Origin of the sequence: Stutzerimonas kunmingensis, assembly GCF_032106285.1 — a bacterium.
In the GTDB taxonomy this organism is placed as follows: Bacteria; Pseudomonadota; Gammaproteobacteria; order Pseudomonadales; family Pseudomonadaceae; genus Stutzerimonas; species Stutzerimonas kunmingensis_B.
The window spans coordinates 13,247-39,108 of sequence record NZ_DAMCPO010000013.1 but is presented as its reverse complement, the minus strand read 5'-3'; the positions used below and the strand labels follow the sequence as shown (position 1 = coordinate 39,108).

Here is a 25,862-nt window from a genome sequence, read left to right as displayed (position 1 = left end):
GGTGTTATTCCGGCAATGTGAAGATTTGTGTCAGCAACGCCGGGATTCCATTTCAACCGTAGCGCTTGCGCGCCTCGATGGCCAATCCGCTGCCGATGCTGCCGAAGCGATTGCCTTCCACGTGCCGCGCCCGAGGCAGCAGCCCGGCAACGCTGTCGCGCAGTGCAGGAATGGCGCTCGAGCCACCGGTGAAGAACACCGTATCGACCTCATCATGGCGCACGCCGGCATCCGCCAGCAGCTGATTGATGCTGCCACCGATACGGTCAAGCAGTGCGGCGATGGCGCCTTCGAAGCCCTGGCGGGTCAGCTCGACCTGCAGTTGCGGCTCGATACGCTGGAAGTCGATGGCGAACTGCTCCGCCTCGGTCAGCTCGATCTTGCCCTGCTCCACCTGCATCGCCAGCCAGTGTCCGGCGCGCTGCTCGATCAGGCGGAACAGCCGGTCGATACCGGTGGGGTCGACGATGTCGTAGCGCATGCTCTGCAACGCCCGTAGCGAGGCCGGCGCGTATACGGCGTTGATGGTGTGCCAGGTGGCCAGGTTGAGGTGGGTGCTGGTCGGCATCGGTGCGTCGCTCTTCATCCGGCTGCCATAGCCGAACAGCGGCATCACCCCGCTCAGGCTGAGCTGCTTGTCGAAGTCGGTACCGCCGATGTGCACACCGCCGGTGGCGAGAATATCAGCCTGTCGATCATCGACGTCCCGACGCTCGGGCGACAGCCGCACCAGCGAGAAGTCGGAGGTACCACCGCCGATATCGACGATCAGCACGCGCTCTTCGCGTTCGATACGCGACTCGTAATCAAAGGCCGCGGCGATCGGCTCGTACTGGAAGGACACGTCCTTGAAGCCGATCTTGCGGGCGGCAGCGGCCAAGGTGTCCGATGCCTCGCGGTCGGCCTGCGGGTCGTCATCGACGAAAAACACCGGCCGCCCCAGCACGACTTCCTCGAATGGCCGGCCGGCAGCCGTTTCGGCGCGCTGCTTGAGGGTGCCGAGGAACAGGCCGAGGATTTCCTTGAACGGCATGGCGCTGCCGAGCACGGTGGTTTCGCTTTTCAGCAGCTTGGAGCCGAGCAGGCTCTTGAGCGAACGCATCAGGCGGCCTTCATAGCCCTCCAGATATTCGCTCAGCGCCTGCCGACCGTAGACCGGCCGGCGCTCTTCGAGATTGAAGAACACCACCGACGGCAAGGTCGGTTGCTCGCCTTCCAGCGCGATCAGCGGATCGACGCCGGGGCGCCACCAACCAACCGTGGAATTCGAGGTGCCGAAGTCGATGCCGCAGGCGCGGGCGGATGAGGCGTTGAGCATGGCGTGTTCCACGGGTACTGAAAAAACGGCCGCGCAGTGTAAAGGAGGCGGCCCGCCGATGCAGGCCTATCGTCGGTTAGCCCCTCGATGGCTTTCTCCAGACAAAAAAATGCCCGGCCATCGCTGGTCCGGGCACAAACCCCATAACGCAAACGTATCAGGCAGGCACCGCCTCCGCGCCGGGCGCATCGGCCGTCATCCCGGCAGTCATGCGCTTGGCATCGGCGCAGAAGGTCCGCGATGCCTGGAACAGGAACAGCATGGTCAGCAGCAGCGACGCCGGTATCAGATACATCGCCCCGTGCAGACCCTCGGCACGGAAGGCCTCGGCCATCTCGCTGGCGCCCGCTGCCAGCATCGCCCCTTCGGCGAAGTGGTCCGAGAGCAGCCCCACCACTACTGTCCCCATGCCGCCGCCCAGCAGGTACAGGCCAGCGAAGAACAGCGCCATGGCCGTGGCCCGCAGGCGCGGTTCGACCACGTCCTGAATTGCCGTGTAGACGCAGGTATAGAAGTTGTAGGAGAACAGCCAGCCAATGCTGAACACGGCGACGAACATGCCGACCTCGATGCGGCCGGCCAGCAGCGCATAGCCGGTCGCGATGGTCGCGATCAACATGCTCACAGCGGCGAAGATCAGGCGACCACGGGCGTAGCGCTGGTGGATACGGTCAGCGACCCAGCCGCCCAGGGTCAACCCGAACAGGCCGGTCAAGCCGACGATCACGCCGGTGGCGACCGACGCCTGTACCAGCGAGACACCGTGATAACGCATCAGCAACGGCACCATGAAGGCGTTGCAGGCATAGGTGGCGAAGTTGAATGCCAGGCCGGCCAGCACCAGCCACCAGAAGGTGCGAATCGACAGCACCTTGCGGATCGGCTGCTGCACCGGCTCCTGGGAAACCTTGACGGTCTCGGCGGCGCCGCGCTTGGGCTCCTTGATCAGAAAGATGAACAGCGCCAGCACCAGGCCCGGCACCGCGGCGATGAAGAAGGGCGCGCGCCAGCTGCCGAACGCCTCTACCATGGAACCGATGGTGAAGAACGCCAGCAACAGGCCCAACGGCAGGCCGAGCATGAAGATGCCCATGGCCCGGGAGCGCTTGTGCGCCGGAAACAGGTCGCCGATCAGCGAGTTGGCGGCGGGCGCGTAACTGGCCTCGCCGATGCCGATGCCCATGCGCACCAGCAGGAAGCTCCAGAAGTTCCAGGCCAGGCCGTTAATCGCGGTCAGGCCGCTCCACGCGGTGAGCCCCCAGCCCATGATCTTGCGCCGCGAACCGAGGTCCGCCATGCGCCCCAGGGGCAGCCCGGCAATGGCGTAGACGATGGTGAAGGCGGTGCCGATCAGGCCGAGTTGGAAATCGTTGAGGCTCCACTCCAGGCGGATCGGCTCGGCGATGATCGCCGGTATGGTGCGATCGAAGAAGTTGAACAGGTTCGCCAGAAAGAGCAGAAACAGCACGCGCCAGGCGTTGGATGCTTGGGTGGAAGGCTGCATGACGTCGGTCTCGATTGTTCTTATATTCCGGCCGCAGACCAGCCGGGACTCGACCATGACTCTAGAGTCTGTGCCTGATCCTGTCTCCGAACATCACCTTCGCTTATGCCCCGCGATGGCTCAGCGCCCGCGCCACTCGGCCAGCCAGCCCAGGCTGGCTTCGGTGCCCTGCTCCCCCGGTTTGTATTCGGCGCTCAGCCAGCCCTGGTAGCCGCTGGCCTGCAAGGCCTGCAGCGCTGCGCCGAAGTCCAGCTCACCACTACCCGGCGCGCCGCGGCCCGGGCAGTCGGCGAACTGCACATGACCGATGCGCTCGCCCAGCCGGGTAATGCAGCTGGGCAGGTCCAGCTGCTGGCGTGCCATATGGTAGAAATCCAGTTGCGCCAGGCAGTTGGGGTGATCGACCCGCTGCAGCAGAGCCTCCAGATCCGCCGCGCTGTTGATCAGAAAGCCTGGCATGTCGAGCGGGTTGATCGCTTCGCAGAGCACGCGGATGCCGAGCATGTCGAAGGCGTCGGCGGTCTTCCACAGGTTGTGCTCGAGCGTCTCCAGCGCCAGCTCACGGTCGACGCCCTCGGCGAGGCGGCCCGGCAGCACGTTGACACTGGCCGGGCGAACCATCAGCGCATAGGTCAGCGCCTCCTGCAGAGCCGCGTCGAAGGCCTCCTGCCGATCCGGCACCGCCGCCAGACCTGGTCCGCCCTGCAGCAGATCGCCGGCGGGCAGATTGATCAGCACCAGCGGCATGCCGGCGCGCTCGAGTTGCTCTTTCAGGCGAATGGCCGGCACTTCGTAAGGAAACTGGATCTCCACGCCATCGAAACCGGCGGTGCGGGCGGCAAGGATGCGTTCGGTAAGCGGCAGCTCGGTGAACAGCAGCGATAGATTGGCGGCGATCTTCATTGGTCGCCCTCCCGGTACATCTGCACCAGCGTGGCGGGGTCACGCTCCAGATTGCCCTGGCTGCCGTGCAGGCGCATCAGCTGCGCGGCCAGGCCGCTCAAGGGCGTCGCCGAACCCTGCTCACGGGACAGTTTCACCGCAGTGTCCAAGTCCTTGAGCAGGGTGCGCACGTGCCATTTCACCGGCTCGAACTCGCTCGCTGCCATCTGCGGGGCAAGAATCTGCAGCGGCCTGGAATCGGCGAAGCCGCCGGCCAGCGCCGGTGCCAGCAGGCTGGCGTCGACTCCGGCACGTTCGGCCAAGGCCACGACCTCGGCGATCACCAGCGCATTGCAGGCGACGATCATCTGATTGCAGACCTTGGTCACCTGGCCGGCGCCGACCCCACCCATATGGGTAAGGCGCTGGCCCAGGTGCATCAGCACCGGCCGTACCCGCTCGACATCCTCGTCGCGTCCGCCGGCCATGATCACCAGGCTGCCGGCTTCCGCGCCCGGCGTTCCACCGGAGACCGGGGCATCGACCCAGCGCATGCCACTGCGAAATTCCAGCTCGGCGGCCATGTCGCGGGTTGCCGTCGGCTCCAGGCTCGAGTGATCGACCAGCAGCTTGCCGGCCTTGCCACCTTCGGCGATGCCGCCCTTGCCGAAAAGCACCTCGCGCACAGCGGCGGTGTCGGCCAGACACAACAGCACAATGTCGGCCTCGGCACAGAGCTCGGCGGGCGTCGCCACCGCCCTGGCCCCCAGCTCTACCAACGGCTGGCACTTCTCGGGCGAGCGATTCCACACCGCCAGACGATACCCCGCCGCCAGCAGGCGTCGACACATCGGCAGGCCCATCAGGCCGATACCGGCAAAAGCGAGGGTTGGCAGGTCGGACATGAGGCGGCTCCTTGACGAACGAGGTCGTGATTCTAGCGCCGCACCGCCAGGAACGGCCAAACGATGTACCTCCCTCATCCCTCAACTGCTCAATGCCCCCTCCTGCTGCCACAATTCCACTGTGACCGATCCAGTAAATTGCCCGACCAACCGGAACGATCCGCCGTCGAGCGCCTCTGAAGGAGGCCCTGGGGCATCGCCTCGCGCAGACCCATCCGCTCAACGCACGCCTGCCCTTGGCAACGCGCGTGCATCAGAAGACATCGCAGGAAACAAGCAATGGATTTAATTCAGATCATCGTTCTGGCCATCGTGCAGGGACTAACCGAGTTCTTGCCGGTATCGAGCTCGGCTCATCTGATCCTCTTCCCGCACCTGGTGGGTTGGGACGACCAGGGACTGGCATTCGACGTGGCGGTGCACCTCGGCACCCTGGCCGCAGTGGTCTGGTACTTCCGCCTGGAAGTCTTCGGCATGACGCGCGACTGGTTCGCATCGCTAGCCCGCCGCGAGCGGGTCGGTGACAGCCGGCTGGCCTGGGCGGTGATCCTTGGAACGATTCCGGTCGGCATCGCCGGGCTGCTGTTCAAGGACTTCATCGAAGTCCAGCTGCGTTCGCCGCTGGTGATCGCCTGGGCGACCATCGGCTTCGGTCTGCTGCTGTGGTGGTCGGACGTGGTCAGCCGGCGAATCCCGCAACCGCGCGACGAGCACAGTCTGAACTGGAAGGACATCCTGCTGATCGGCTGCGCCCAGGCGCTGGCGCTGATTCCCGGCACCTCGCGCTCGGGCGTGACGATGACCGCCGGGCTGTTGCTGGGCCTGTCGCGCTCCGGCGCAGCACGCTTTTCCTTTCTGCTGTCGATCCCGGTGATCGTGCTTGCCAGCGCGCTGAGCACACTCGACCTGGTGGAAGGCGGGGTAGCGGTTGACTGGACGGCGATGGGGCTGGGTGTGGTGCTGTCGGCGATGAGCGCCTACCTGTGCATCCACATCTTCCTGAAGTTGCTGGAGCGCGTCGGCATGCTGCCGTTCGTGATCTACCGCTTGATCCTCGGTGTGGTGCTGCTGGTACTGTTCGCCGGCGCCTGAGCACCCCTGCTGATACGTTGAACACCTTGCCGCGGCGTGCGATTCCTCGCGCTGCCGCGGCGCTGGCCGGAGCGAGGTCGCCCTATCAGCCCTGAGGCAGGTCGATCAGCAGTGGGCCGAGCAGGACAGCTGCGATACGCGCCTCGGTGAACATCTTCTCGGTCAAAGGCGCGCTGCGTACTTCCGCGCTGCCAACAGGTTGCGCCTGAATTCGCGCTACCTCTCTGAATGAGTGACCATCTGCCCAGACCATGGTGGACCGACGCTTCTTATCGCACTTCACATTCGCTTCCTTTGCCTGCGGGGGGTGGCACATTGCACATATTCGGCCACTACAGATCACTTAGGTTTGGGGCCTGAAAAAAGTTCGTCGTGTTACACGATATTTCTGCAATGGAAATGCGCCAGAAGCGCTCCAAACGTCCCTGTTCAGCTTTCCCTTGGCGCCACACGCCTACCACGCTCTATAATCCGCGCGCTTTTTCCGCTATTGAACCGGAGAACCCTCAATGCTGAAGCGCTCCCTGGCAGCCGTCGCCGGCCTTGCCCTGTCCCTGTCTATTGCTACTACCCACGCCGCTGAAACCCTGCGGGTTTCCGCTATCCCCGATGAAGCCCCGACCGAGCTGATTCGCAAGTTCAAGCCGCTGGGGGAATACCTGGAACAGCAGCTGGGCATGCCGGTGAAGTTCACCCCGGTATCGGACTATGCGGCTGTCGTCGAATCCCTGGCCTCCGACCGCCTCGATCTCGCCTGGCTGGGCGGCTTCACCTTTGTCCAGACCCGTCTGAAGACTGGCAATGCGATCCCGCTGGTGCAGCGCGAGCAGGACGAGCAGTTCACTAGCAAGTTCATCACCGCCGATCCCGAGGTGAAGTCACTGGCCGACCTCAAGGGCAAGACCTTCGCCTTCGGCTCCGTGTCGTCGACCTCAGGCAGCCTGATGCCGCGCTACTTCATGCTCAAGGACGGCATCCAGCCGGAGCAGTTCTTCAAGCGCATCGCCTACTCGGGCGCTCACGATGCAACCGCCGCCTGGGTCGAGGCCGGCAAGGCCGACGCCGGCGTGCTCAACGCCTCGGTGTGGGACAAGCTGGTCGCGGCCGGCAAGGTCGACACCGACAAGGTCCGCGTGATCTCCATCACTCCGCCTTATTACGACTACAACTGGACCGTGCGCGGCAACCTCGAGCCGGCGCTGGTCGAGAAGATCAAGGCTGCCTTCCTCGCCCTCGATCCGGCCAACCCTGAGCACAAGGCGATTCTCGATCTGCAGGCCGCCAGTCGCTTTATCGAGACCAAGCCGGAGAACTACGCAGGCATCGAAGAAGCTGCGCGCGCCGCCGGCCTGCTCAAGTGATGCCGCGTAAGCGCCAGCAATGAGCACATTGCAAACACCGCCGGCGCCAGGCCTCGCTGCACAACCGGCGCTGAAGCTGGCCGGCGTGGGCCACACCCACGCCGGCGGCCAGATCGCACTGCGGCGGCTCGACCTGCAGGTCGCGCAGGGTGAACGGGTCGCCATCATTGGCCCGTCCGGGGCCGGCAAGACCACGCTGCTGCGTCTGCTAGCCACGTCGCTCAAGCCAGATCAGGGCGATCTCGAGCTGCTCGGCAAGCGCCCCTGGACGCTCTCGGCCGGCGCTCGCCAACGCCTGCGCAGCCAGATCGGCCTGATCCACCAGGCGCCGCCGCTACCACCGCGACAGCGGGTGGTGACGGCGGTACTGGCGGGGCGTCTCGGCAACTGGTCGCTACCCAAAAGCCTGCTCAGCCTGCTCTATCCCCTGGACCGCCAGGGCGCTGCCGAGGCGCTCGGGCGGCTCGACCTTGCCGACAAGCTGTACATGCGCTGCGATCAGCTATCCGGCGGCCAGCTGCAGCGGGTCGGAATCGCCCGCATGCTTTACCAGGCGCCGGAGCTGATCCTCGCCGACGAACCCGTCTCAGCCATGGACCCGGTGCTCGCCAGTCACACGCTGGGCGTGCTCAACCGCGAGGCGCAACGTCGCAACGCCACGCTGCTGGCCAGCTTGCATGCAGTGGAGCTGGCACTGGAGCACTTTCCGCGAATCGTCGGCGTGCGTGACGGCCGCATCCTGTTCGACAAGCCTGCCAGCGAAATCGGCCCCGACGAGCTGGCGGCGCTGTATGCCAATGAGCAGCTTCAGCATGCCCCGTCGCCACCTGCAGCAGCGACCCCGCCACTGAACATTCCGCGATGCTGAACCCCGCAACTGTCCGACACGATCCTGCCGCCGCGCCACGCCTGATGTTGACCCTGCTGGCCGTGGCGCTGCTGTGGCCAGGGGTAAGGCTGAGCGAGCTGGACCTGGGTGTGCTGTTCGACGGCAGCAATGCCGACACCATGGGCACGTTTCTCTCGGCGTTCTGGCCACCGGAGCACAGTGGCGAATTCCTTGACCTGCTCTGGCAGGCGACACTGGAAACCCTGGCAATCGCCACTGCCGGCATGACCCTGGCCCTGGCTGTCGCCATCCCCTGCGCCCTGCTTGCCACCCGCGCCCTGTCGCTCTCGGCGCTCAGCCGTGGTGGTCGCCCGGCCTGGTGGGCGCAAGCGTTGCGCTGGCCGGTACGCGGCCTGCTGATCGTGCTGCGCAGCATCCCGGAGATCGTCTGGGCGCTGTTGTTCGTCCGCGCCGTAGGCCTGGGGCCGACCGCCGGCGTGCTGGCCATCGCCATCACCTACGCCGGCATGCTCGGCAAGGTCTACGCGGAGATCTTCGAGTCGGTCGACCCGCTACCCGCCCGTGCACTGCTCGGTGCCGGCGCCTCGCGGCTGCAGGCCTTCCTCTACGGCGTGCTGCCGCAGGCCACGGGCGAGATGCTGTCGTACAGCGTCTACCGCTGGGAATGTGCGATCCGCGCCTCGGTGGTGATGGGGTTCGTCGGCGCCGGTGGACTCGGCCAGCAGATGGACCTGTCGATGCGCATGTTCGCCGGCGGTGAGGTCGCCGCCATGTTGCTGACGTTCCTCGCGCTGGTGCTGCTGGCGGACCTGCTCAGCCGTCTGCTGCGCTGGAGATTCGCATGAGTCTGCTGTCGCGCCTGCTGATTCCGGCCGGGCTGGTCGCGGCCGTGGTGGCCGCCTTTGCCTTCCTGCAGCTGGAAAGCGCCGCGCTGCTCAGCCGAGACGGCCTTGCGCAGATGGCCGCCTACGCTTCGGGATTCATGGCGCCGGACCTGTCGCCCGCGCATCTGCAGGCGATCGCTCGCGGCACGCTGGAAACCCTGGCGATGTCGGCCATCGGCACATTGCTCGCAGCCCTGTTCGGCTTGTTGCTGGCACTCCCCGCGGCCGGCCGTTTCGGTCTGCTGGCACAGGCCGCATCACGCCTGCTGCTCAATGCGCTGCGGGCGATTCCGGAATTGGTTTGGGCCGCGCTGATGGTGCTGGCAGCGGGGCTCGGGCCGAACGCCGGCACCCTGGCGCTGGCGCTGCACACTGCTGGCGTGCTGGGGCGCCTGTTCGCCGAAGCGCTGGAAAATACCCCGTCCCGGCCCGCCGACGCCCTTCGCCTGGCCGGTAGCGGACGCATCGCGGCATTCTGCTACGGCACGCTGCCCTCGCTCTGGCCGCAACTGGTGGCCTATACGCTGTACCGCTGGGAAAACAATATTCGCATGGCCAGCGTGCTCGGCTTCGTTGGCGCCGGCGGCCTGGGCCAGATGCTCTACATGAACCTCAGCCTGTTCCAGGAAGCCCAAGCCTCGACGGTGATCCTGGCCATGCTGGCGATGGTACTGGCGGTCGACAGCCTGAGTGCCTGGGCCAGGCAGCGCTGGGTGCGAGGCTAATCGCCGCGGCCGACTCCGTTGACTTTTGTGAACTGATTCACCGAACATCCGTGATGTCGTTTTGAGATCATCAAGGATGATGAAGTGCCGGCCCTACCGCGCCAGTTGTCTACGCTACGAACCGTACTGGCATTGCTGGCAATCCTGCTGGATCCCTTCGGCCTGACTACGGCCACCGATGGCGCATCGTCCCGCCTGCTCAATCAGCTGCAAGCCAACGCCTACGGCGATGCCGGCGCCAGACAGCAGATCGCAGTTGTGATCATCGATGACGCTTTTCTGCGCCAGCGCGAAAGCCATTGGCCACTACCCTACAGCGAACAGAGCAAACTGTTCCGCCAGCTACTGGCCTATCGACCAGCCGCGGTCATGGTTGACCTGATGTACAGCTACGACCACTCCCGCGGACGCAACAGCGACAGTAGTCGACTCCTGTCCAACGTGTTCGAACGCTATCGAGCTGCCGGCGTGCCGCTGTATCTCGCCAACTCCGGCAGCACTGAATCCAATGCCTTGCCGATCTTTACCGAAGTTAGCGAGCCGGCACTGGTGAGCTGGAGCGGTTATGAAGATCAGTACCCGCTGGCAGCCGAGACCGCATACGGCTGGATGGACAGCGCAGCCTTCGCCTTATACAGAAGCTACTGCACGCGCCATGCCTGCCAGCCGCTACCAGCAACGGCACAGCTCGCCGGAGAACAACCGCCGATCGCTCTGCAATGGGGCGGTGACCCGGCGCGTGAGCAGCGTCTGGTCAGCGACGTCAGCCAGTGCGCTTCATCATCTGGACTCTGGAGCCGGATTTTCAGCCAGCTCGCCCAGTCGGTCTTCTGGCGTCTCAGTGCTCCTACCGAAACACGCTGCCCGTTTCACCTGACAATCACCGCGAGTGCCCTGGCTACGACCGTACCGGAGGAGCGCGCCTTGTTACGCGAGCTGCTTGGCGATCGCCTGGTAATGGTAGGCGCCTCCATCAGTTCCGCCGCGGATCTCACCAGCTCGCCGGTTCACGGCAAGTTGCCGGGCGTCTACGCCCACGCCATGGCGCTGGATAACTTGATCGAATATGGCCAGGACTACATCGCCGCACCACCGCAACTGTTCAACACCGAAATCGATGTCCTGGACCTGCTCGAGTTCATCTTCGCTTTGGTCATTCTCTGGTTTCACTCGGCCCGCGCAGGCCTTTTGCCTGGGCATCGCCTGGCGTTCGCGATCGGTGCAACGCTCTGTCTGCTGCTAATCAGCGTGCTGCTTTATCAGTTGCGCGTCACTCCAGTGAACATCCTCGGCTTGCTGCTGCTGATTGGCGTGTTACTGCCAGAAGAACCGGAATCCCCCTCCCTCCCCTCGACCAGCACACGAAAGGAGTCATCATGCGCAAACCCCTCACACTGCTCTGCGCCCTGTTGCTCAGCAGTACCAGCTACGCGGCCGGATTGACCGTAGAGCAATACACCAACGATCCGATCGCTCTGCTTGATGCAGAGGGTCGTTTGCTGAAGAAGATTGCACGCTCCGAGTTACCCGCCACACCGCTGGCCGCACAGCAGTGGAATGACGATCTCGAACTGGTGCAGGTCGAGGTAGCCGGACAGCTGGTCTGGCTGGATGGTGTCGATGTCCGCCTGAGTCAAGGCAAGACCGTTCCCATGCCGTGCGCAGCACTGCCCAAGGCCCGCGCAGATAGCGCGACCAATCTCTCCACCATTGGTTACGGGGCTGGCTGTGCGAAGAACTGACCTACTGCGTAAGCGTGCCGCATTCGCGGCGGCTTTACTGCTGACTTGTCTGGGCGGGTGCAGCACGCTCAAAGGAGCACCTGACGCGCTGATCAATCTTGCAGGACAAAGCACGCAAAGCGGGTTTCAGGGCAAGTACCTGGAGCAGGAGGAGGTTCGCAGCTACTTCCGCCTCGATCCGCAGCACAACCACAACCTGCGGCTGAGCTATGACGGCCGTAGCCTGCCAGCCAATGAAATCCGCCAACAGAACGTGGTGCTAATCCCTGCGCTGCAGAACTATCTGCAAGGCATCGTCGAACGTCTCGCCAAGGGTTGGCCTGGCGAGCAGCCACAATTGCGGGTAACGGTCACCGACAGTTATTCGTTCGGGCCATCAGCCGACCCGTACGGCAATCTCTACGTGCCGCTCGGCATGCTGGAAAGCGTAGAAAGCGAGGACGAAATCGCGGCGATGCTGGCCCATGAAATGAGCCATGTGCTGCTGCGCCACCATGATCGCCGCCAAGCCTTCAACGAGCAGCGGGAACTGCTGACCAACATTGCCACCACTGCGGTAATCGCGACGATGGTCGCCGACTCTCGCCTGGATCGCGGAGCTTCGAAATGGAAGGTGGTCAGCAAAAATCCGCAAGCCACACAGAAGGCCGTCGGTGAGACGGTGCTCTACACCTCACTCGCCAACACCTTTTCAGACAACGTATGGAACACCGCCTGGGGTCGTGCTCAGGAAGACCAGGCAGATCTGCTGGGTACCGATCTACTGATCAAAGCGCGTTACGCGCCGCGCGGTGCCAGCCACAGTCTGCAGCGGCTTAGCGATTTCCAGGGAAAGCAGGAACCCCTCCTGGCCGGTTTTATCCAGGCGCGACGGGGCGCGATGCAAGATTCGCTGCAGCGCCTCGACCTGAACGGCTTTACCCAGGAGATCAACACATTCGTCAATCAGGGCCTGATGACGACCGTCAGCGCAGTCGGCCAGCACCTCACCCGCTCACACATGTCAGCCCAGCGCCGCGATGACGACCTGCGCCAATATCTGCAGCGCGAGTACGATGCCGAGCGTTATCACCGGGTAAATAAACGGAACTGGCTTACAGTCCGCAACACCCCAGGCGTGAAAGCCTCACTGGACGCTTACAAGAACGCCTACGGAGCCAACGAGGCCCTGGCTCAGAAGAATCTGAAGGATGCCCGAACCTTGGCCGAGCGAGCTCTGAGGTCTCCGGTGGCTAACCAGCCAGGCATTCGTCGTAGCCTCTTCAACGTCCACATGGCAACTGGTGACAAACGTCGTGCACTGGCGCAGCTCAACGCAATCAAGGACTGGTCGCTAGCGGGACCGGAAGTCTACGAACAACTGGTTCACTATCATCTGAACAATGGCGATGCAGTTGCGGCCCTTGCGACCATTGAACGGGCTGAACGCCACCTGGGTTCACAGGAACAGTTCATTGTCGAAAAGATGCTCGCTCATAAGCTCAAGAAAGATGAGAGCGAACTGCGCATGCTCGGCGAAAAATGCAAGCAGATGCCAAATCGAAAGGATGTCTGCAAGAAGATCGGCTGACCTTGAGAGGGCGACGCTGGTTGCGCAGTCGATTACCGGCTGCGCGCCTCGCCCCGTTTCAGTGCAATGCAGGTTTGCCGACGCGCTCCTGCACCAGCACCCAAGGGGCGACCACGACGGCCCAGAGGTCGGGGTCACGCTCCAGCCAGTCCTGCGCCTGCTCGGGCTGCATCTTCGACAGCTGTCCGCCGTGGAGCCACGCCGCTACCTTGGTCTGATCGTCCTCGGCGACGGCCAGCGCCACCTCGACCAGATCAGCATCGCCAGCCACCTGCAGCAGCGCTCCGCGAGCGAAGAACGGCTGCAGTTCTTCCCAGGTAATCGCTGCGGTTTCGCCCAACAGCTTGGCATAAAGAGTGCTTGCGTCGTCGGCCATGGGACTCACCAGATACGAAAGCGCGCAATGATACCCGCGCCCCGATTCCCATCAAACGGTTGAATCTGCCGGCTGTGCAAACGGAGGAGACACTTCTACACTGTGCCGGTACAGTTGCCGGAGCGTTTCGGGATGTTCGCCTCTAAACGGCACTCCGGCCCGCAGGATTCAAACAATAACGATGCAAGTGGAGCACTTATGAAGACCAACCAGCGTCTTTCGAAAATTTTTCTGGCAATGGCACTGACCGGCGCAGCCAGCTACACCCTGGCCGCCGACACGATCCGCATCGGATTGGCAGGGCCGGTAACCGGGCCGGTGGCGCAGTACGGGGACATGCAGTTCATCGGGGCCGAAATGGCCATCGAGCGGATCAACAAGGCCGGCGGGGTGAACGGCCAGCAACTGGAAGGCGTGCGCTACGACGACGCCTGCGATCCGAAGCAGGCCGTGGCGGTGGCCAACAAGATCGTCAATGACGAAGTGCAGTTCGTTGTCGGCCACCTCTGCTCCAGCTCCACTCAGCCGGCGTCCGACATCTATGAGGACGAAGGCATCCTGATGATCACCGCGGCTTCCACCAGCCCGGACATCACCTCCCGCGGTTACGAGCTGATTTTCCGTACCATCGGCCTCGACAGCCTGCAGGGCCCGACCGCCGGCAACTTCATTGCCGACCACGTCAAGCCGAAGAACGTTGCCGTCATCCACGACAAGCAGCAGTACGGTGAAGGCATCGCCACTGCCGTCAAGCAGACCCTGGAAAGCAAGAACATCAAGGTCGGCCTGTTCGAAGGCATCAATGCCGGCGACAAGGACTTCTCCTCGCTGATCGCCAAGCTCAAGCGTGAAGGCGTGGACTTCGTCTATTACGGCGGCTACCACCCGGAACTGGGTCTGCTGCTGCGTCAGTCCAAGGAAAAAGGCCTGAACGTACGCTTCATGGGTCCGGAAGGCGTCGGCAACTCGGAAATCTCCGCCATCGCCGGCCCGGCTTCCGAAGGCATGTACGTGACGCTGCCGAAGTCGTTCGATCAGGACCCGCGCAACAAGGAACTGGTAGACGGCTTCAAGGCCAAGAAGCAGGACCCGAGCGGCCCGTTCGTATTCCCCGCCTACGCCGCCGTGCAGGTCATTGCCGAAGGTATCGAGAAAGCCGGCAGCACCGACACCGCCAAGGTGGCAGAGGCGCTGCGCAGCAACACCTTCGACACCCCGACCGGCATGCTCTCCTTCGACGAGAAGGGCGACCTGAAGGACTTCAACTTCGTCGTCTACGAATGGCACCAGGACGGCACCAAGACCGAAGCCAAGTAAATTCCATCAGCCTGACGAAGCCCACACTCGCTTGTGGGCTTTGTTTTAAGCAGGCGGCCCAGCCAAAAGCACCCGGGTCGCCCTGCCGTACCTGTAATTCAACGAGCGGCCTGAACAGCAGGCCCACCTCGAACCGATGCCGTGCGTGATCCGCAGGGCACCGTACCGCAGTGGCGCCGCGCCAGGGTGTGCGGTGCGTTCGACGTGGGCAGCGCAGCAGACCGAAACGCAATTGCAGGGACTTCGGGAGAGCAGTGATGCCTGAGCTTTACCACTACCTACAACAGCTGATCAACGGGCTCACCGTTGGCAGCACCTATGCGCTGATCGCCATCGGCTACACGATGGTGTACGGCATCATCGGCATGATCAATTTCGCCCACGGCGAGGTGTACATGATCGGCTCGTATGTCGCCTTCATCGCCATTGTCGGCCTGTCCATGATGGGCTTGGATGCGCTGCCTATCTTGATGATGGGTGCGTTCGTCGCCGCCATCATCGTCACCAGCGCCTACGGCTACAGCATCGAACGGGTCGCCTACCGCCCGCTACGTGGCAGTAACCGCCTGATTCCGCTGATCTCGGCCATCGGCATGTCGATCTTCCTGCAGAACGTCGTGCTGCTGGCTCAGGATTCCAAGGACAAGGCGATTCCCAACCTGATGCCGGGCAATCTGGTGTTCGGTGAAAGCACCATGAATGGCGTGGTGATTTCGTACATGCAGATCCTGATCTTCGTGGTCACCTTCGTTGCCATGTACGGGCTGACGATGTTCATCTCGCGGTCACGTCTGGGGCGCGCCTGCCGCGCCTGCGCAGAAGACCTGAAGATGGCCAACCTGCTGGGCATCAACACCAACGGCATCATCGCCCTGACCTTCGTCATCGGCGCTGCGCTGGCCGCCATCGCAGCGGTACTGATCAGCATGCAGTACGGCGTGATCAACCCGCACATCGGCTTCCTCGCCGGCATCAAGGCATTCACCGCGGCGGTACTCGGCGGCATCGGCAGCATTCCGGGCGCCATGCTCGGCGGCCTGGTGCTTGGCGTAGCAGAGGCCTTCGGTGCCGACATCTTCGGTGACCAGTACAAGGACGTCGTGGCGTTCAGCCTGCTGGTGCTGGTCCTGCTGTTCCGCCCCACCGGCATCCTCGGCCGCCCGGAGGTGGAAAAGGTATGACCGGCAATCTCCGTACAGCCTTCTTCAGCGCCCTGCTGGTCATCGCCGTTGCGGTGCCGGTATTTGGCCTGAAGCTCACCACCGTCGGCATCCGCGTCGAAGTGCACGGCGCCGAAGCCGGTACGTTCTGGATCATCGCCGCCTGCGCGGTAGCCATGTTCGTCTGGCAACTGTTCCGTACTCACCTGGCCGCCGGCTGGGCCGCCAGCCCAAGCCTGCCGAGCGTACCCGCAGGCGCGGGCAGCTTCCTTACCCTGCCCTCGACCCAACGCTGGATCATCATCGCTCTGATCCTCGTCGGGCTGGCGTGGCCGTTCTATGGGTCACGTGGCGCGGTGGACATCGCCACGCTGATCCTGATCTACGTGATGCTCGGCCTCGGCCTGAACATCGTCGTCGGTCTGGCCGGCCTGCTCGACCTGGGTTACGTCGGCTTCTACGCCGTCGGTGCCTACACCTATGCGCTGCTCTCGCACTACTACGGGGTCGGGTTCTGGACTGCACTGCCCATCGCCGGCGCGATGGCGGCGCTGTTCGGCTTCCTGCTGGGCTTCCCGGTGTTGCGCCTGCGCGGTGACTATCTGGCCATCGTGACTCTCGGCTTCGGCGAGATCATCCGCATCCTGCTGCGCAACATGACCGACCTCACCGGCGGCCCGAACGGCATCAGCGGCATCGACAAACCGACCCTGTTCGGCCTGTCCTTCGACCGCCGCGCAGCCGAGGGCATGCAGACGTTCCACGAGTATTTCGGCATGGCCTACAACTCGGTGAACAAGGTGATCTTCCTCTACCTGATTGCCCTGCTACTGGTGCTGTTGACGTTGTTCGTGATCAACCGCCTGCTACGCATGCCTATCGGACGCGCCTGGGAAGCCCTGCGCGAAGACGAGATCGCCTGCCGCGCGCTGGGCATGAACCCCACCGTGATCAAGCTCTCGGCCTTCACCCTCGGTGCGACCTTCGCCGGGTTTGCCGGCAGCTTCTTCGCCGCACGCCAGGGTCTGGTATCGCCGGAGTCGTTCACCTTCATCGAGTCGGCGATCATTCTCGCCATCGTCGTGCTGGGTGGCATGGGCTCGCAGCTCGGGGTGATCCTCGCAGCCATCGTGATGATCCTGCTGCCTGAGCTGATGCGCGAATTCAGCGAATACCGCATGTTGATGTTCGGCGCCCTGATGGTGCTGATGATGATCTGGCGTCCGCAAGGCCTGCTGCCGATGCAACGCCCACACCTGGAGCTGAAGCAATGAGCCGCCCGATTCTCGAAGTACGCGGCCTGATGATGCGTTTTGGCGGCCTGCTGGCGGTCAACGAGGTGGGGCTGACGGTACATGACAAGCAAGTGGTTTCGATGATCGGCCCCAACGGCGCCGGCAAGACCACGGTGTTCAACTGCCTGACCGGTTTCTACCAGCCGACCGCCGGAGAAATCCTCCTCGACGGTACGCCGATCCATGGCCTGCCGGGCCACAAGATCGCTCGCCAGGGCGTGGTACGCACCTTCCAGAATGTCCGCCTGTTCAAGGACATGACGGCGGTGGAAAACCTGCTGGTGGCACAGCATCGCCATTTGAACACCAACTTCCTCGCCGGTCTCCTGAAGACCCCGGGATTTCGTAAGAGCGAGCGCGCGGCGATGGACTTTGCTGCGCACTGGCTGGAGCAGGTGAATCTGACCGATGTAGCCAACCGCCCGGCTGGAACCCTCGCCTACGGCCAGCAGCGCCGCCTGGAGATCGCCCGCTGCATGATGACGCGTCCGCGCATCCTCATGCTCGACGAGCCGGCGGCGGGCCTCAACCCAAAGGAAACCGAGGATCTCAAGGCGCTGATCGCCATGCTGCGTGACGAACATGGGGTCACGGTGCTGCTGATCGAACACGACATGAAGCTGGTCATGAGCATTTCCGACCACATTTACGTGATCAATCAGGGCACGCCGCTGGCCGATGGTTCGCCCGAACAGGTGCGCAACAATCCGGACGTGATCAAAGCCTACCTGGGGGAGGCGTAAGCATGCTGACTTTCGAAAACGTCTCGACCTTCTACGGCAAGATCCAGGCCCTGCACGACATCAACGTGCAGGTGGAACAGGGCGAAATCGTCACCCTGATCGGCGCCAACGGTGCAGGCAAGTCGACCCTGCTGATGACCCTGTGCGGCTCGCCGCAGGCGGCCAGCGGCAGTATCCGCTTCCAGGGCGAGGAGCTGGTCGGCCAGCAGACCTGCGACATCATGCGCAAGGCCATCGCCGTGGTACCCGAAGGCCGGCGGATCTTCGCCCGCCTGACGGTTGAGGAAAACCTCTCCATGGGCGGCTTCTTCACCGGCAAGACGGACTTTCAGGAGCAACTGGACAAGGTGCTCGGCCTGTTCCCGCGGCTCAAGGAGCGCTACCAGCAACGCGGTGGCACCATGTCCGGCGGTGAACAGCAGATGCTCGCCATCGCCCGCGCGCTGATGAGCAAACCCAAGCTGCTGCTACTCGACGAGCCATCGCTGGGCTTGGCGCCGATCATCATCCAGCAGATTTTCGAGATCATCGAACAGCTGCGTGAGGATGGCGTGACGGTGTTTCTGGTCGAGCAGAACGCCAACCAGGCGCTCAAGCTGGCCGACCGCGGTTACGTGCTGGAGAACGGGCATATCGTCATGCAGGGCAGCGGCGAGGACCTGCTGACCGATCCGAAAGTGCGCGACGCCTACCTGGGCGGCTGACATCGCCACCACACTCAACGAAAAAGCCCTGCCAACCGGCAGGGCTTTTTCGTCTTATACGTATCCATCACGCAGCCGAACCCGGGCGCTGCGCGTGCAGTCGAAGAACCGCTATCCTTCTTCGAACCCCCATCGCCAACATAACGATCACCAAGGAGATCCCACGATGCGCCACTGCCTGTTCGGCCTGCTCATGGTTGCCAGCGTCACTGCGAATGCCGAGATTCAGACGCAGGAAATCCCCTACACCGCTGCCGATGGCACCGAGATGATCGGCTACTACGCCTATGACGACGCCATCGAAGGCAAGCGTCCCGGCATCGTCGTGGTACACGAATGGTGGGGGCTGAACGACTACGCCAAGCAGCGCGCTCGCGACCTCGCCGAGCTGGGCTACAGCGCGTTGGCAATCGACATGTACGGCGAAGGCAAGAACACCGATCACCCGAAAGACGCCATGAGCTTCATGCAGGCCGCGCTGAAGGACGCCGATGCTGCCAAGGGCCGCTTCAATGCCGGCCTCGATCTGCTCAAGGAACAGGCCCAGACCGATACCGCCAAACTGGGCGCGGTGGGCTACTGCTTCGGCGGCAAGGTGGTTCTGGACATGGCGCGACAGGGTGTGCCGCTGGAAGGCGTGGTCAGCTTCCACGGCGCGCTGGCCACCGAAACCCGCGCCGCGCCCGGCAGCGTCAAGGCGCGTGTGCTGGTCGAACATGGCAGCGAGGACAGCATGATCAGCACCGACGACATCGCCGCGCTGAACGTCGAGATGGTCAAGGCCGGTGCCGACTACCAGTTCGTCAGCCTGCCGGGCGCCAAGCACGGCTTCACCAATCAGGGTGCCGACGCCCACCAGAAGAACGGCCTCGACGTCGCTTATCAGAAAGCCGCGGACGAACGTTCCTGGCGTGATATGCAGCGCTTCTTCGAAGACACTTTCGGCAAACCTGCAACCGCCCAGGCGCAGTAACCAACCGGCTACTCGTCCGTGATTCGTCCCGGCGGCGCGCCTGCCGCCAGGGCGCGTGCTAGCATTGCGCGCACAACTCACCGTCGATCACGAGTCATGGCCGAACACGATTTCCGCTACACCCTGCTCAACCCCGCCCACACCCTCACCGAATGCCGTGCGCTGGCGCCGGGCCGCTATCAGGTAACCGGCAATGGCGGCTCGATTCGTAGCGGCGATGTACTGATCGTCACGCTCAAGGGCAGCCGCGACCTTTCCCAGCGCCTGACAGTGGAGAAGGTCCGCCACCTGATCAACCCACCGGGGCAATGGATGGCCGTGGCCAGCGGACCGGTGTTCCGCGAACTGGAAATCCTCAACTGGCAGGTCACCTGCGACAGCTGCGGCAAACAGCTGGACTTCGAGTTCGCCGTGGATGCCAAGCTCGGCGAGGCCGCACGCAAGCCCGCCGCACAGGCGCGCATCACCGAATTGGGCTGGTCCGGTCAGAACGACCAGCACCGCTGCCCCAGCTGCCAGAAGGAGCAACAGGCATGACTTCACGAATCCTGCCACTCATCGCAGCCCTCGGCCTTACAGGCTGTGCCACCGAACAGCTCGAACTGCAACGCGACGTCACCTACATCGCCGAATGGATCGGCGATGACGCCGTGATCGGCCGCACCCCCGTCTCGCTCACGCTGAGCGACGGCCGCGCCTACGGCAACGCGGGCTGCAACCACTGGTTCGGCAGTTACGAGCGTGATGGCCAGCAGATCCGCTTCAGCAACCTGGGCAGCACACGCAAGATGTGCGCGGAGGAAATCATGGAGCAGGAGCACCACTTCCTCGATCTGCTCAATCGCGTCGAGCGCTGGGATGTCTCCAACATCGACCAACTGCGCCTCTGGCCCGCCCAGGGCACCCCGCTACGGCTCTGGCCGGAACAGGAATAACGCGCCAAATGTGCGCATGCAACAAGGCATGCGCACTGCTTTTACGCGAGATCACATCTGCCGGCTCATCCTTACGGCAGCTGACACAGCGCCTGGGACCCGCCTCCCCGCGGATTCCGGCGCTCAGCGCCTGTGAACAAGCCCGAGCAAAGCCGCCTGCCGACCTTCCACGAAACTGGCACATCCAGTGCATAGACTGAATCAACCAGTTTCGGGGACCCTGGTACAGGCAGGCCAGGGATTCCCCTCTTTTACACCCAGACGAAAAGGCCGCTCATATTGAGCGGCCTTTTTGCGTTTGTTTCCGGTGGTCCGGTCTTCTAGCGATACAGTTCACGGCGGAAGATCAGCGGTTTGGCGCCTTCGTAAATACCGAAGGTCGCTAGGCCACGGCTCGATTCCGGGCCGCGCGAGTCATACCAGAACCAATGCGGAAGGTCCGGAAAGCCAGCCGTCGCGCTGCCGGTGCGCCCTCTTCCCGGAGCAAGTAGCACCAGAACGCCCTGATGCCCTTGCACCACCCCCGACTCCAGACTGGTGTGCCCCTTCAAACCGGGAGTAATGTCATCCAGATTCGGCACAGACCAGCTTACTGAGCTGCAACTGTCTTTTGCTTCAGCAAGAAAGACACCGGGTGCCTGCCAGCTTTGTATGCGCCAAGGCAGCGCGAGATTCTCCAGTTCCGAGCCATGGGCGTTGCCAATCTGGAGCCTGCCCAAGCGAATATCGCCACCACTCAGATCCAAGGCATACCCATCACAGTCTGCATTTCCGTTTGCACGGTGGCATACGCCATCCTGGTCGACCAGCAGCGCCTCCGGGTAATACTGGCGGAGTGAGAACGCCAAATCTGCGCTCCCCGGTGAAGAGCTGCGGGCGTAATTCAAATCCCAATCCATCGAGGTATCATTTCGCTCCGAAGTGAAGACACGCGCACCGTCACCATCATCTGCTCCATTTTCCACTAGTCGCCTGTTATGGCTCAGCCTGGAGCTAACATCCCTACCGGTTTCCTGCGTAAACCATTGTTCGGCCGGCCTGGAGAGTCGCCAGAAGTCGCCCCGATCGTAGTTACGAGCAGGCGTGCCGGCACGGTTGAGCGCAGTCACAGTGAGACTGGGCACAACCGCGTACTTCAAGGGTTCACCTTGATAGCTCAGATCATCACAACTATCGAGACTGCCCACGCCTGTAGCCGTGAAGCGAGCGGGAATGAAGCGCCCTATTCGTCCACTCTGACTCACGCCATGACTCATGCTGTAACCAAAGTAAGCCGGAGGCTCGGCTGTCAGCTGGAATACGCCGACTTCATCGATTTTCTGCCCGGCCAGAACAGTGCGCTCGCCACGCTGATGCACGTAACTTTTAATAGTGAGGCTACCGTCACTCGCTGGAGGATCAGGTTCAAGTACGGCATGGGTCAACCTGATACCCGCCTGTTGATAGTTCGGAGTGGTTGGATTCGCGCAAATATTCGGCTGGCGTGGGGCGCTGGCATTCAGGTCGGCGTCGTCTGCTGGCGTCCAGGCCACGGCACGAACTCTGAGCTCGAACGCATCACCGGCCACATGCACCGTCTCGTCCCCAGCAACGCCAGCAAAGCGTTTCGCAGAATCGTGTGCCAGATCAGTTTCCAAACACAGCCCGAAGGGACGGGAGACGAGTTCGGCGCTGCCGGTCATCTGCAAACCTGCCTCGCTCTGCCCGTTTGGCCCGCTGCTGGTTGTTCCGGTAAAAGCTGCGCTCAGACGAACGACTCCGGCATCGAAATAGGAGACCGGAAATAGCGCATTAGCACTGGAATCGAATGTTAATGAAACGTCTTGAGCAGGCCCACCCGGCAACAGATCCGTGCTGCCGATGCGTAGCGTCCGCGCCGAGCCAGAAGGGCCGGCAGGCTCGACATAGCTCGCGCTGAACTGCAACGTTCGCCCCCCCCCGGCAAAGGCCGGCGTACACCCCGGACTGCTGTCGCTCTTGCGCACAGCCTGAATGGTGGCTGTTCGAGGCTTACCGGCGATCAGCGGTGAGAGGTCACGCATGACGAAGCCACTGTCATGAAAGGTCATGCTGCAGTTGGTCGATAAGACCCCATCCACCCGGCATAGGGTCGAATTGCTCGGCGCTGGGCTAGCAGCAATAACGGAGAGAACAACGGTTTGTGCCGTACGCACAGCCACGGTGCCTGCGCTCTGGCCCTTGAAAGTCATTGCTGTGCCGCTAGGGCTTATGGTCAGGGTGCTGGTGCTGCTGGAAACAACGCTGCACTCAGCATCCATGCAGGCTGAAAACAAAATGGTCTGCGGCTGACAGGTCAGTGCCTGGCTGGCAAAGGCGAGCCGGTAATGGTGTACACCTGCTACGGGCTCCTCCCCGCTGCAGAGTTTTGCAGGTGTGGTCGCAGAAGGAATACAGACGCCATAGATAAAACTATTGCCGGTACCCTTGATCGTCTGAGCATCCCAAGTGGCCGCGGTGACGTTGCCATTGACGGTAGATTTGTCGAGCGAAACCCGGTTAGTTGTGTTCAAATTTCCAGTGACCTGCGCGCTGGAGAGTAAAATATCAGCCGATACGGCCGAAACGTTGCCATAGAGAGAAAGATTGGAAAGGCTGATATCACAACAGCTTCCGCTGATATTGCCTCGCAGCGTGCCGCCTATGGCAGTAATAGTTCCATTACTACTGGAAATGTCGCCCGTCACGTCAGTGCTGCTAAGGCTGACCTCGTTGCTGGCACTGACGCCGCCTGTGATGCGGCTACCCACCAAGGTAATATCCGCACTATTTGCCCGCAGGTTCCCTGTCACCGTAGCGCCAGTCAGTTCGATAAGCGCATTTGCCTGAATGTCGCCAAATACCACCGCGCCGCTTGAGCTGGTGACAGTGCCGTAAGTTGAAAGCAAAGCGATAGGCGCACTAACACTACCGATCCGCCCGTTGCCCAGCGAGAAACCTTTGTTTGCCCGCAGGGTGCTGGCATGGCTGGCCGTGACGATATCGCTATAACCCAGACTCACCCGACCATCGCCAGTACAGGTGTAGGTATCTGCGCTGACACTCCATGAGGTGGAGCACGGCGGGTACTCACCGCTGCTGAGGTTATAGGATGCGGCAAACCCCGCACTGGTGATACAAAACAGCAGGCCGCCGATGATCAGGGAAAACAGTCGTTTGATTTTCAGCCTCATCCTCCGCTCCCCCCTGCTGGCACGCTGTACTCCACAAGCGCCTCCAATTGCCGAAAGGCATGGTCAGGCTGCCCCGGCGCGCCGTATTCCGCCTCACTAACCAAACCGTAAAGGTGCAGGGACAGCTCTTCTTCGTCCAGATGAAGGCTTGGAGTCATATCGCAGTCTGTGACCCGGATGGTGAAACCATCCAGCCCCGGCAGGGTAAAAGGCAAAGATGAAGGGCAGCTGCCTTTTGCAGCCGTGGCTATCGCCATCTCCAGACCTGCATTCGCAGCCTGCCAGGCTCGCGCCTGCTGCAGCGCCAGGCTACCGGTGCTGCTCTGTGTCACCGACAACCGCGCCATGGTAGTGATTGCACCAGCGACCACCACAATGAGGAACAGTGCTGCGACCAGGCCAAAACCCCGCTGACCTGGGGAGAATCCTTTTTCAGGGCGCATTGCTCACCTGTACCTGGCGTACCAGAGTCACCCGCTCACCTTTCTGTTCCAGTGTCACCTGCAGCGTCGCAAGACCAAGACGGCTGTTATCACCCGGCTCGTAGACGAACCGGCATTCGCGGAGGGAGCCAAGCACTACCTGACTCGACAGACTGCTGTTGAAGGCCAGATCCGACGCACTTTCGCGAAGCAGGCGAGAGCCTTCACAGCGATAGCGAACCACCTCCCGCGCCAGATAGAAACGATGCTGCGGCGATGCATATTTGAAGTGAAATCCAGGTGCGGTACCGATTAGGCTGGTACCGCTCAACTCGAACACACGATCCGACATTACGGCCGGGCTGACCGACTGCGAATTCCACACACTGCTGCCGGGCATGTCACCGCCCGTGTTGTAGATTATCAGCCAGTGCGCCCCGGTCGGTACCTTCGCCGTGCCGCCAAGCACTGGAATCATGCAGCTACCCGTAGCTGGGCATCGCGGCGGATCGAAGCGCTCCGCCCCAGCATCGAAAGTGTTGGCCTGGTACCTACCAGCGGTGCTGATGCTCATCAGTCGCAGCGATACACCCGCGCCCTCCCCGCAGGTATCTCCAAGGCACAAGGAATTGGGCACGGCATCGCGAATGTCCCGGGCGATCCTCGAAAGCCCTATTGCAGCCAGATCGGTCAGCTCGGCTCGGCGACTGATATCGAAGAAGCCCTGTAGCGGACGGGTCATCACGGTGGAGATCATCACCATGACGACTCCGGACAGAGCTATCACCATGACGAGCTCCACCAACGTAAACCCTTTCCAAGGTCTCCGAAGTTCGGTCCGTCTCATATCAGTAGTCCGCCCGGTAGCCGGTGAGGCGCAACGTTCTGCCGGTCGGATCGGTGACATCCACATCGATGCGCTTGCCGGGCTGTCCACCAATGCTGTAGTCCCAAACCACCGCACCGACGCGATAGTTTTCCAGCGCCTCAATGCCGCTGCCGTCCCGATATTGCGGCTCTCTTGGAGCGATATCGGCAATCGCATTAAATGGTACGGACTGCATTTCCTCCATTAGCGACTCAGCCAGGTGCAGGCTTTGAGCTTCCAACATCGGATCTACAGATCGAGCAGTGATGCTTGCCATGGCGGAGAAGAGTGCGGCGGCGGCGATACCGATGATGACGATGGTGATGATCAGCTCGACGAGGGTCATGCCGCGTTGGCGCCGATTGACAGCTGGTGAGGCTGTTAGACGGGAAATCGAAAGATGGATGGCCACCCTGTGATAAACCGCGAAGCGTCTTCCATGGTATTGGGGGTGAACCGTTTGGTGCTGGGTGGGTGAAGCGTCATTCACCCTACGGAGCTTATGGGTCATGGGGCGACCTCGATAAAGCCGGTGGCATGGTGAATTTTCGCTGTGAAGCTGGACTCACCAATTTTCAGTTCATCGACACCCTGCGCCGGGCAGGTAGCCGTATCGGAAACACAGCCAAGCGAATTGAAAACGACTGAGAACGGATCGGGAACAACCTTGATAGCCCGTGGGTTAGCAACTGCATGATCTCCAGCAACAGCATCGCCAGAACTTCTGGCACCACATTTCCCGAAGTAACTCAGCGAAGTTCCGGATGCACGGACTTCCACCTGTATGGGACACCCACCAGCCACGGCCAGTTTTTGCGCATAACGGACAGCAGAAAGCAGTTCTTCATAATAGAAGCGCTCATCGAAGTTGCTTTTGCTAAAGAAGCGCGGCCCAACCACGGCGGAGAGGATGCCGATGATGACGATCACCATGATCAACTCGACGATTGTAAAACCGCGCTGTTTAACCATTGGCCGATCCCTGTTCAAGCTGGCAGAAGTCAGGATTGACAAGCCCCCGGAAACTCCTTGCAACCCGACCAAA

26 protein-coding genes are annotated in these 25,862 nt (G+C 62.3%); 16 read left to right on the top strand and 10 right to left on the bottom strand.

Annotated elements, in window-relative coordinates; all coding sequences use genetic code 11:
• Positions 1-52 precede the first annotated feature (52 nt).
• The 4 genes from RT582_RS12135 to RT582_RS12120 all read right to left on the bottom strand — a co-directional run bounded on the left by RT582_RS12135 (position 53) and on the right by RT582_RS12120 (position 4,609).
• On the bottom strand, positions 53-1,318 hold the full coding sequence (locus tag RT582_RS12135) for an Hsp70 family protein (RefSeq protein WP_023444477.1): 1,266 nt from the start codon (positions 1,316-1,318) through the stop codon (positions 53-55).
• A 157-nt stretch (positions 1,319-1,475) separates the two neighbouring features.
• Positions 1,476-2,822 (bottom strand): spinster family MFS transporter, encoded by a 1,347-nt coding sequence (locus RT582_RS12130; protein WP_023444478.1) that lies wholly within the window; start codon positions 2,820-2,822, stop codon positions 1,476-1,478.
• A gap of 120 nt (positions 2,823-2,942) precedes the next feature.
• On the bottom strand, positions 2,943-3,725 hold the full coding sequence (locus RT582_RS12125; protein ID WP_090521605.1) for a hydroxypyruvate isomerase family protein: 783 nt from the start codon (positions 3,723-3,725) through the stop codon (positions 2,943-2,945).
• On the bottom strand, positions 3,722-4,609 hold the full coding sequence (locus RT582_RS12120; RefSeq protein ID WP_102832485.1) for an NAD(P)-dependent oxidoreductase: 888 nt from the start codon (positions 4,607-4,609) through the stop codon (positions 3,722-3,724). Before RT582_RS12120 ends, RT582_RS12125 begins: the two co-directional genes overlap by 4 nt.
• Before the next feature lie 279 nt (positions 4,610-4,888).
• Between RT582_RS12120 and RT582_RS12115 the strand changes: the two genes are divergently transcribed.
• The 8 genes from RT582_RS12115 (at position 4,889) to RT582_RS12080 (ending at position 12,833) form a co-directional block, all read left to right on the top strand.
• Positions 4,889-5,701 carry an undecaprenyl-diphosphate phosphatase gene (locus tag RT582_RS12115; RefSeq protein ID WP_090521609.1) on the top strand — a complete coding sequence of 271 codons (813 nt, stop codon included), beginning with the start codon at positions 4,889-4,891 and terminating at the stop codon, positions 5,699-5,701.
• Between the two features lie 509 nt (positions 5,702-6,210).
• The gene (locus RT582_RS12110) at positions 6,211-7,062 is read left to right on the top strand and encodes a putative selenate ABC transporter substrate-binding protein (RefSeq protein ID WP_090521613.1); all 852 of its coding nucleotides are present in this window, start codon (positions 6,211-6,213) and stop codon (positions 7,060-7,062) included.
• Positions 7,063-7,081: 19 nt separating this feature from the next.
• Positions 7,082-7,930 (top strand): phosphonate ABC transporter ATP-binding protein, encoded by an 849-nt coding sequence (locus RT582_RS12105; RefSeq protein ID WP_090521615.1) that lies wholly within the window; start codon positions 7,082-7,084, stop codon positions 7,928-7,930.
• Positions 7,924-8,757 (top strand): phosphonate ABC transporter, permease protein PhnE, encoded by an 834-nt coding sequence (gene phnE, locus RT582_RS12100; protein WP_090521617.1) that lies wholly within the window; start codon positions 7,924-7,926, stop codon positions 8,755-8,757. Before RT582_RS12105 ends, phnE (RT582_RS12100) begins: the two co-directional genes overlap by 7 nt.
• On the top strand, positions 8,754-9,521 hold the full coding sequence (gene phnE / locus RT582_RS12095; protein ID WP_313477557.1) for a phosphonate ABC transporter, permease protein PhnE: 768 nt from the start codon (positions 8,754-8,756) through the stop codon (positions 9,519-9,521). Before phnE (RT582_RS12100) ends, phnE (RT582_RS12095) begins: the two co-directional genes overlap by 4 nt.
• An 84-nt stretch (positions 9,522-9,605) precedes the next feature.
• The gene (locus tag RT582_RS12090) at positions 9,606-10,964 is read left to right on the top strand and encodes a CHASE2 domain-containing protein (RefSeq protein WP_102832483.1); all 1,359 of its coding nucleotides are present in this window, start codon (positions 9,606-9,608) and stop codon (positions 10,962-10,964) included.
• Positions 10,898-11,263: a hypothetical protein gene (locus tag RT582_RS12085; protein WP_041756511.1), complete on the top strand. Its 366-nt coding sequence runs from the start codon at positions 10,898-10,900 to the stop codon at positions 11,261-11,263. The genes RT582_RS12090 and RT582_RS12085 overlap by 67 nt, the downstream gene beginning before the upstream one ends.
• The gene (locus tag RT582_RS12080; protein WP_313477556.1) at positions 11,250-12,833 is read left to right on the top strand and encodes a M48 family metalloprotease; all 1,584 of its coding nucleotides are present in this window, start codon (positions 11,250-11,252) and stop codon (positions 12,831-12,833) included. The genes RT582_RS12085 and RT582_RS12080 overlap by 14 nt, the downstream gene beginning before the upstream one ends.
• Positions 12,834-12,891: 58 nt before the next feature.
• On the opposite strand, the gene RT582_RS12075 is transcribed toward RT582_RS12080, so the two are convergent.
• Entirely contained in the window at positions 12,892-13,209 is a 318-nt protein-coding gene (locus tag RT582_RS12075) for a DUF2288 domain-containing protein (RefSeq protein WP_014821206.1), read from the bottom strand.
• A gap of 198 nt (positions 13,210-13,407) precedes the next feature.
• On the opposite strand from RT582_RS12075, the gene RT582_RS12070 reads away from it, so the two are divergent.
• From RT582_RS12070 to RT582_RS12035, 8 genes are all read left to right on the top strand, one after another.
• Positions 13,408-14,526: a branched-chain amino acid ABC transporter substrate-binding protein gene (locus RT582_RS12070; RefSeq protein ID WP_313477555.1), complete on the top strand. Its 1,119-nt coding sequence runs from the start codon at positions 13,408-13,410 to the stop codon at positions 14,524-14,526.
• A gap of 257 nt (positions 14,527-14,783) precedes the next feature.
• Positions 14,784-15,707: a high-affinity branched-chain amino acid ABC transporter permease LivH gene (livH, locus tag RT582_RS12065; protein ID WP_003299167.1), complete on the top strand. Its 924-nt coding sequence runs from the start codon at positions 14,784-14,786 to the stop codon at positions 15,705-15,707.
• Positions 15,704-16,960 carry a high-affinity branched-chain amino acid ABC transporter permease LivM gene (locus tag RT582_RS12060; RefSeq protein ID WP_014821208.1) on the top strand — a complete coding sequence of 419 codons (1,257 nt, stop codon included), beginning with the start codon at positions 15,704-15,706 and terminating at the stop codon, positions 16,958-16,960. Before livH ends, RT582_RS12060 begins: the two co-directional genes overlap by 4 nt.
• Positions 16,957-17,724, top strand: a complete 768-nt coding sequence (gene livG, locus RT582_RS12055; RefSeq protein ID WP_014821209.1) for a high-affinity branched-chain amino acid ABC transporter ATP-binding protein LivG — start codon at positions 16,957-16,959, stop codon at positions 17,722-17,724. The genes RT582_RS12060 and livG overlap by 4 nt, the downstream gene beginning before the upstream one ends.
• A 2-nt stretch (positions 17,725-17,726) precedes the next feature.
• A complete protein-coding gene (locus RT582_RS12050) occupies positions 17,727-18,428 on the top strand; it encodes an ABC transporter ATP-binding protein (RefSeq protein WP_023444303.1) in 702 nt (233 codons plus the stop codon).
• Positions 18,429-18,594: 166 nt separating this feature from the next.
• Complete coding sequence (locus tag RT582_RS12045; RefSeq protein ID WP_313477552.1) at positions 18,595-19,401, top strand: dienelactone hydrolase family protein; 807 nt, start codon at positions 18,595-18,597, stop codon at positions 19,399-19,401.
• A gap of 96 nt (positions 19,402-19,497) precedes the next feature.
• Positions 19,498-19,938 carry a hypothetical protein gene (locus RT582_RS12040; protein WP_313477550.1) on the top strand — a complete coding sequence of 147 codons (441 nt, stop codon included), beginning with the start codon at positions 19,498-19,500 and terminating at the stop codon, positions 19,936-19,938.
• On the top strand, positions 19,935-20,336 hold the full coding sequence (locus RT582_RS12035; protein ID WP_014821213.1) for an META domain-containing protein: 402 nt from the start codon (positions 19,935-19,937) through the stop codon (positions 20,334-20,336). Before RT582_RS12040 ends, RT582_RS12035 begins: the two co-directional genes overlap by 4 nt.
• 320 nt (positions 20,337-20,656) lie before the next feature.
• Here RT582_RS12035 and RT582_RS12030 read toward each other — a convergent pair whose 3' ends face one another.
• The 5 genes from RT582_RS12030 to RT582_RS12010 form a co-directional block, all read right to left on the bottom strand.
• Positions 20,657-23,527, bottom strand: a complete 2,871-nt coding sequence (locus RT582_RS12030) for a polymer-forming cytoskeletal protein (RefSeq protein WP_313477548.1) — start codon at positions 23,525-23,527, stop codon at positions 20,657-20,659.
• Entirely contained in the window at positions 23,524-23,970 is a 447-nt protein-coding gene (locus tag RT582_RS12025) for a pilus assembly protein MshP (RefSeq protein ID WP_312724667.1), read from the bottom strand. The genes RT582_RS12030 and RT582_RS12025 overlap by 4 nt, the downstream gene beginning before the upstream one ends.
• A complete protein-coding gene (locus RT582_RS12020) occupies positions 23,960-24,796 on the bottom strand; it encodes a PulJ/GspJ family protein (protein ID WP_313475095.1) in 837 nt (278 codons plus the stop codon). Before RT582_RS12020 ends, RT582_RS12025 begins: the two co-directional genes overlap by 11 nt.
• A 1-nt stretch (position 24,797) precedes the next feature.
• Positions 24,798-25,163 (bottom strand): prepilin-type N-terminal cleavage/methylation domain-containing protein, encoded by a 366-nt coding sequence (locus tag RT582_RS12015; protein WP_376785684.1) that lies wholly within the window; start codon positions 25,161-25,163, stop codon positions 24,798-24,800.
• Positions 25,164-25,324: 161 nt separating this feature from the next.
• A complete protein-coding gene (locus tag RT582_RS12010; RefSeq protein WP_312724664.1) occupies positions 25,325-25,789 on the bottom strand; it encodes a pilus assembly FimT family protein in 465 nt (154 codons plus the stop codon).
• Positions 25,790-25,862 lie beyond the last annotated feature (73 nt).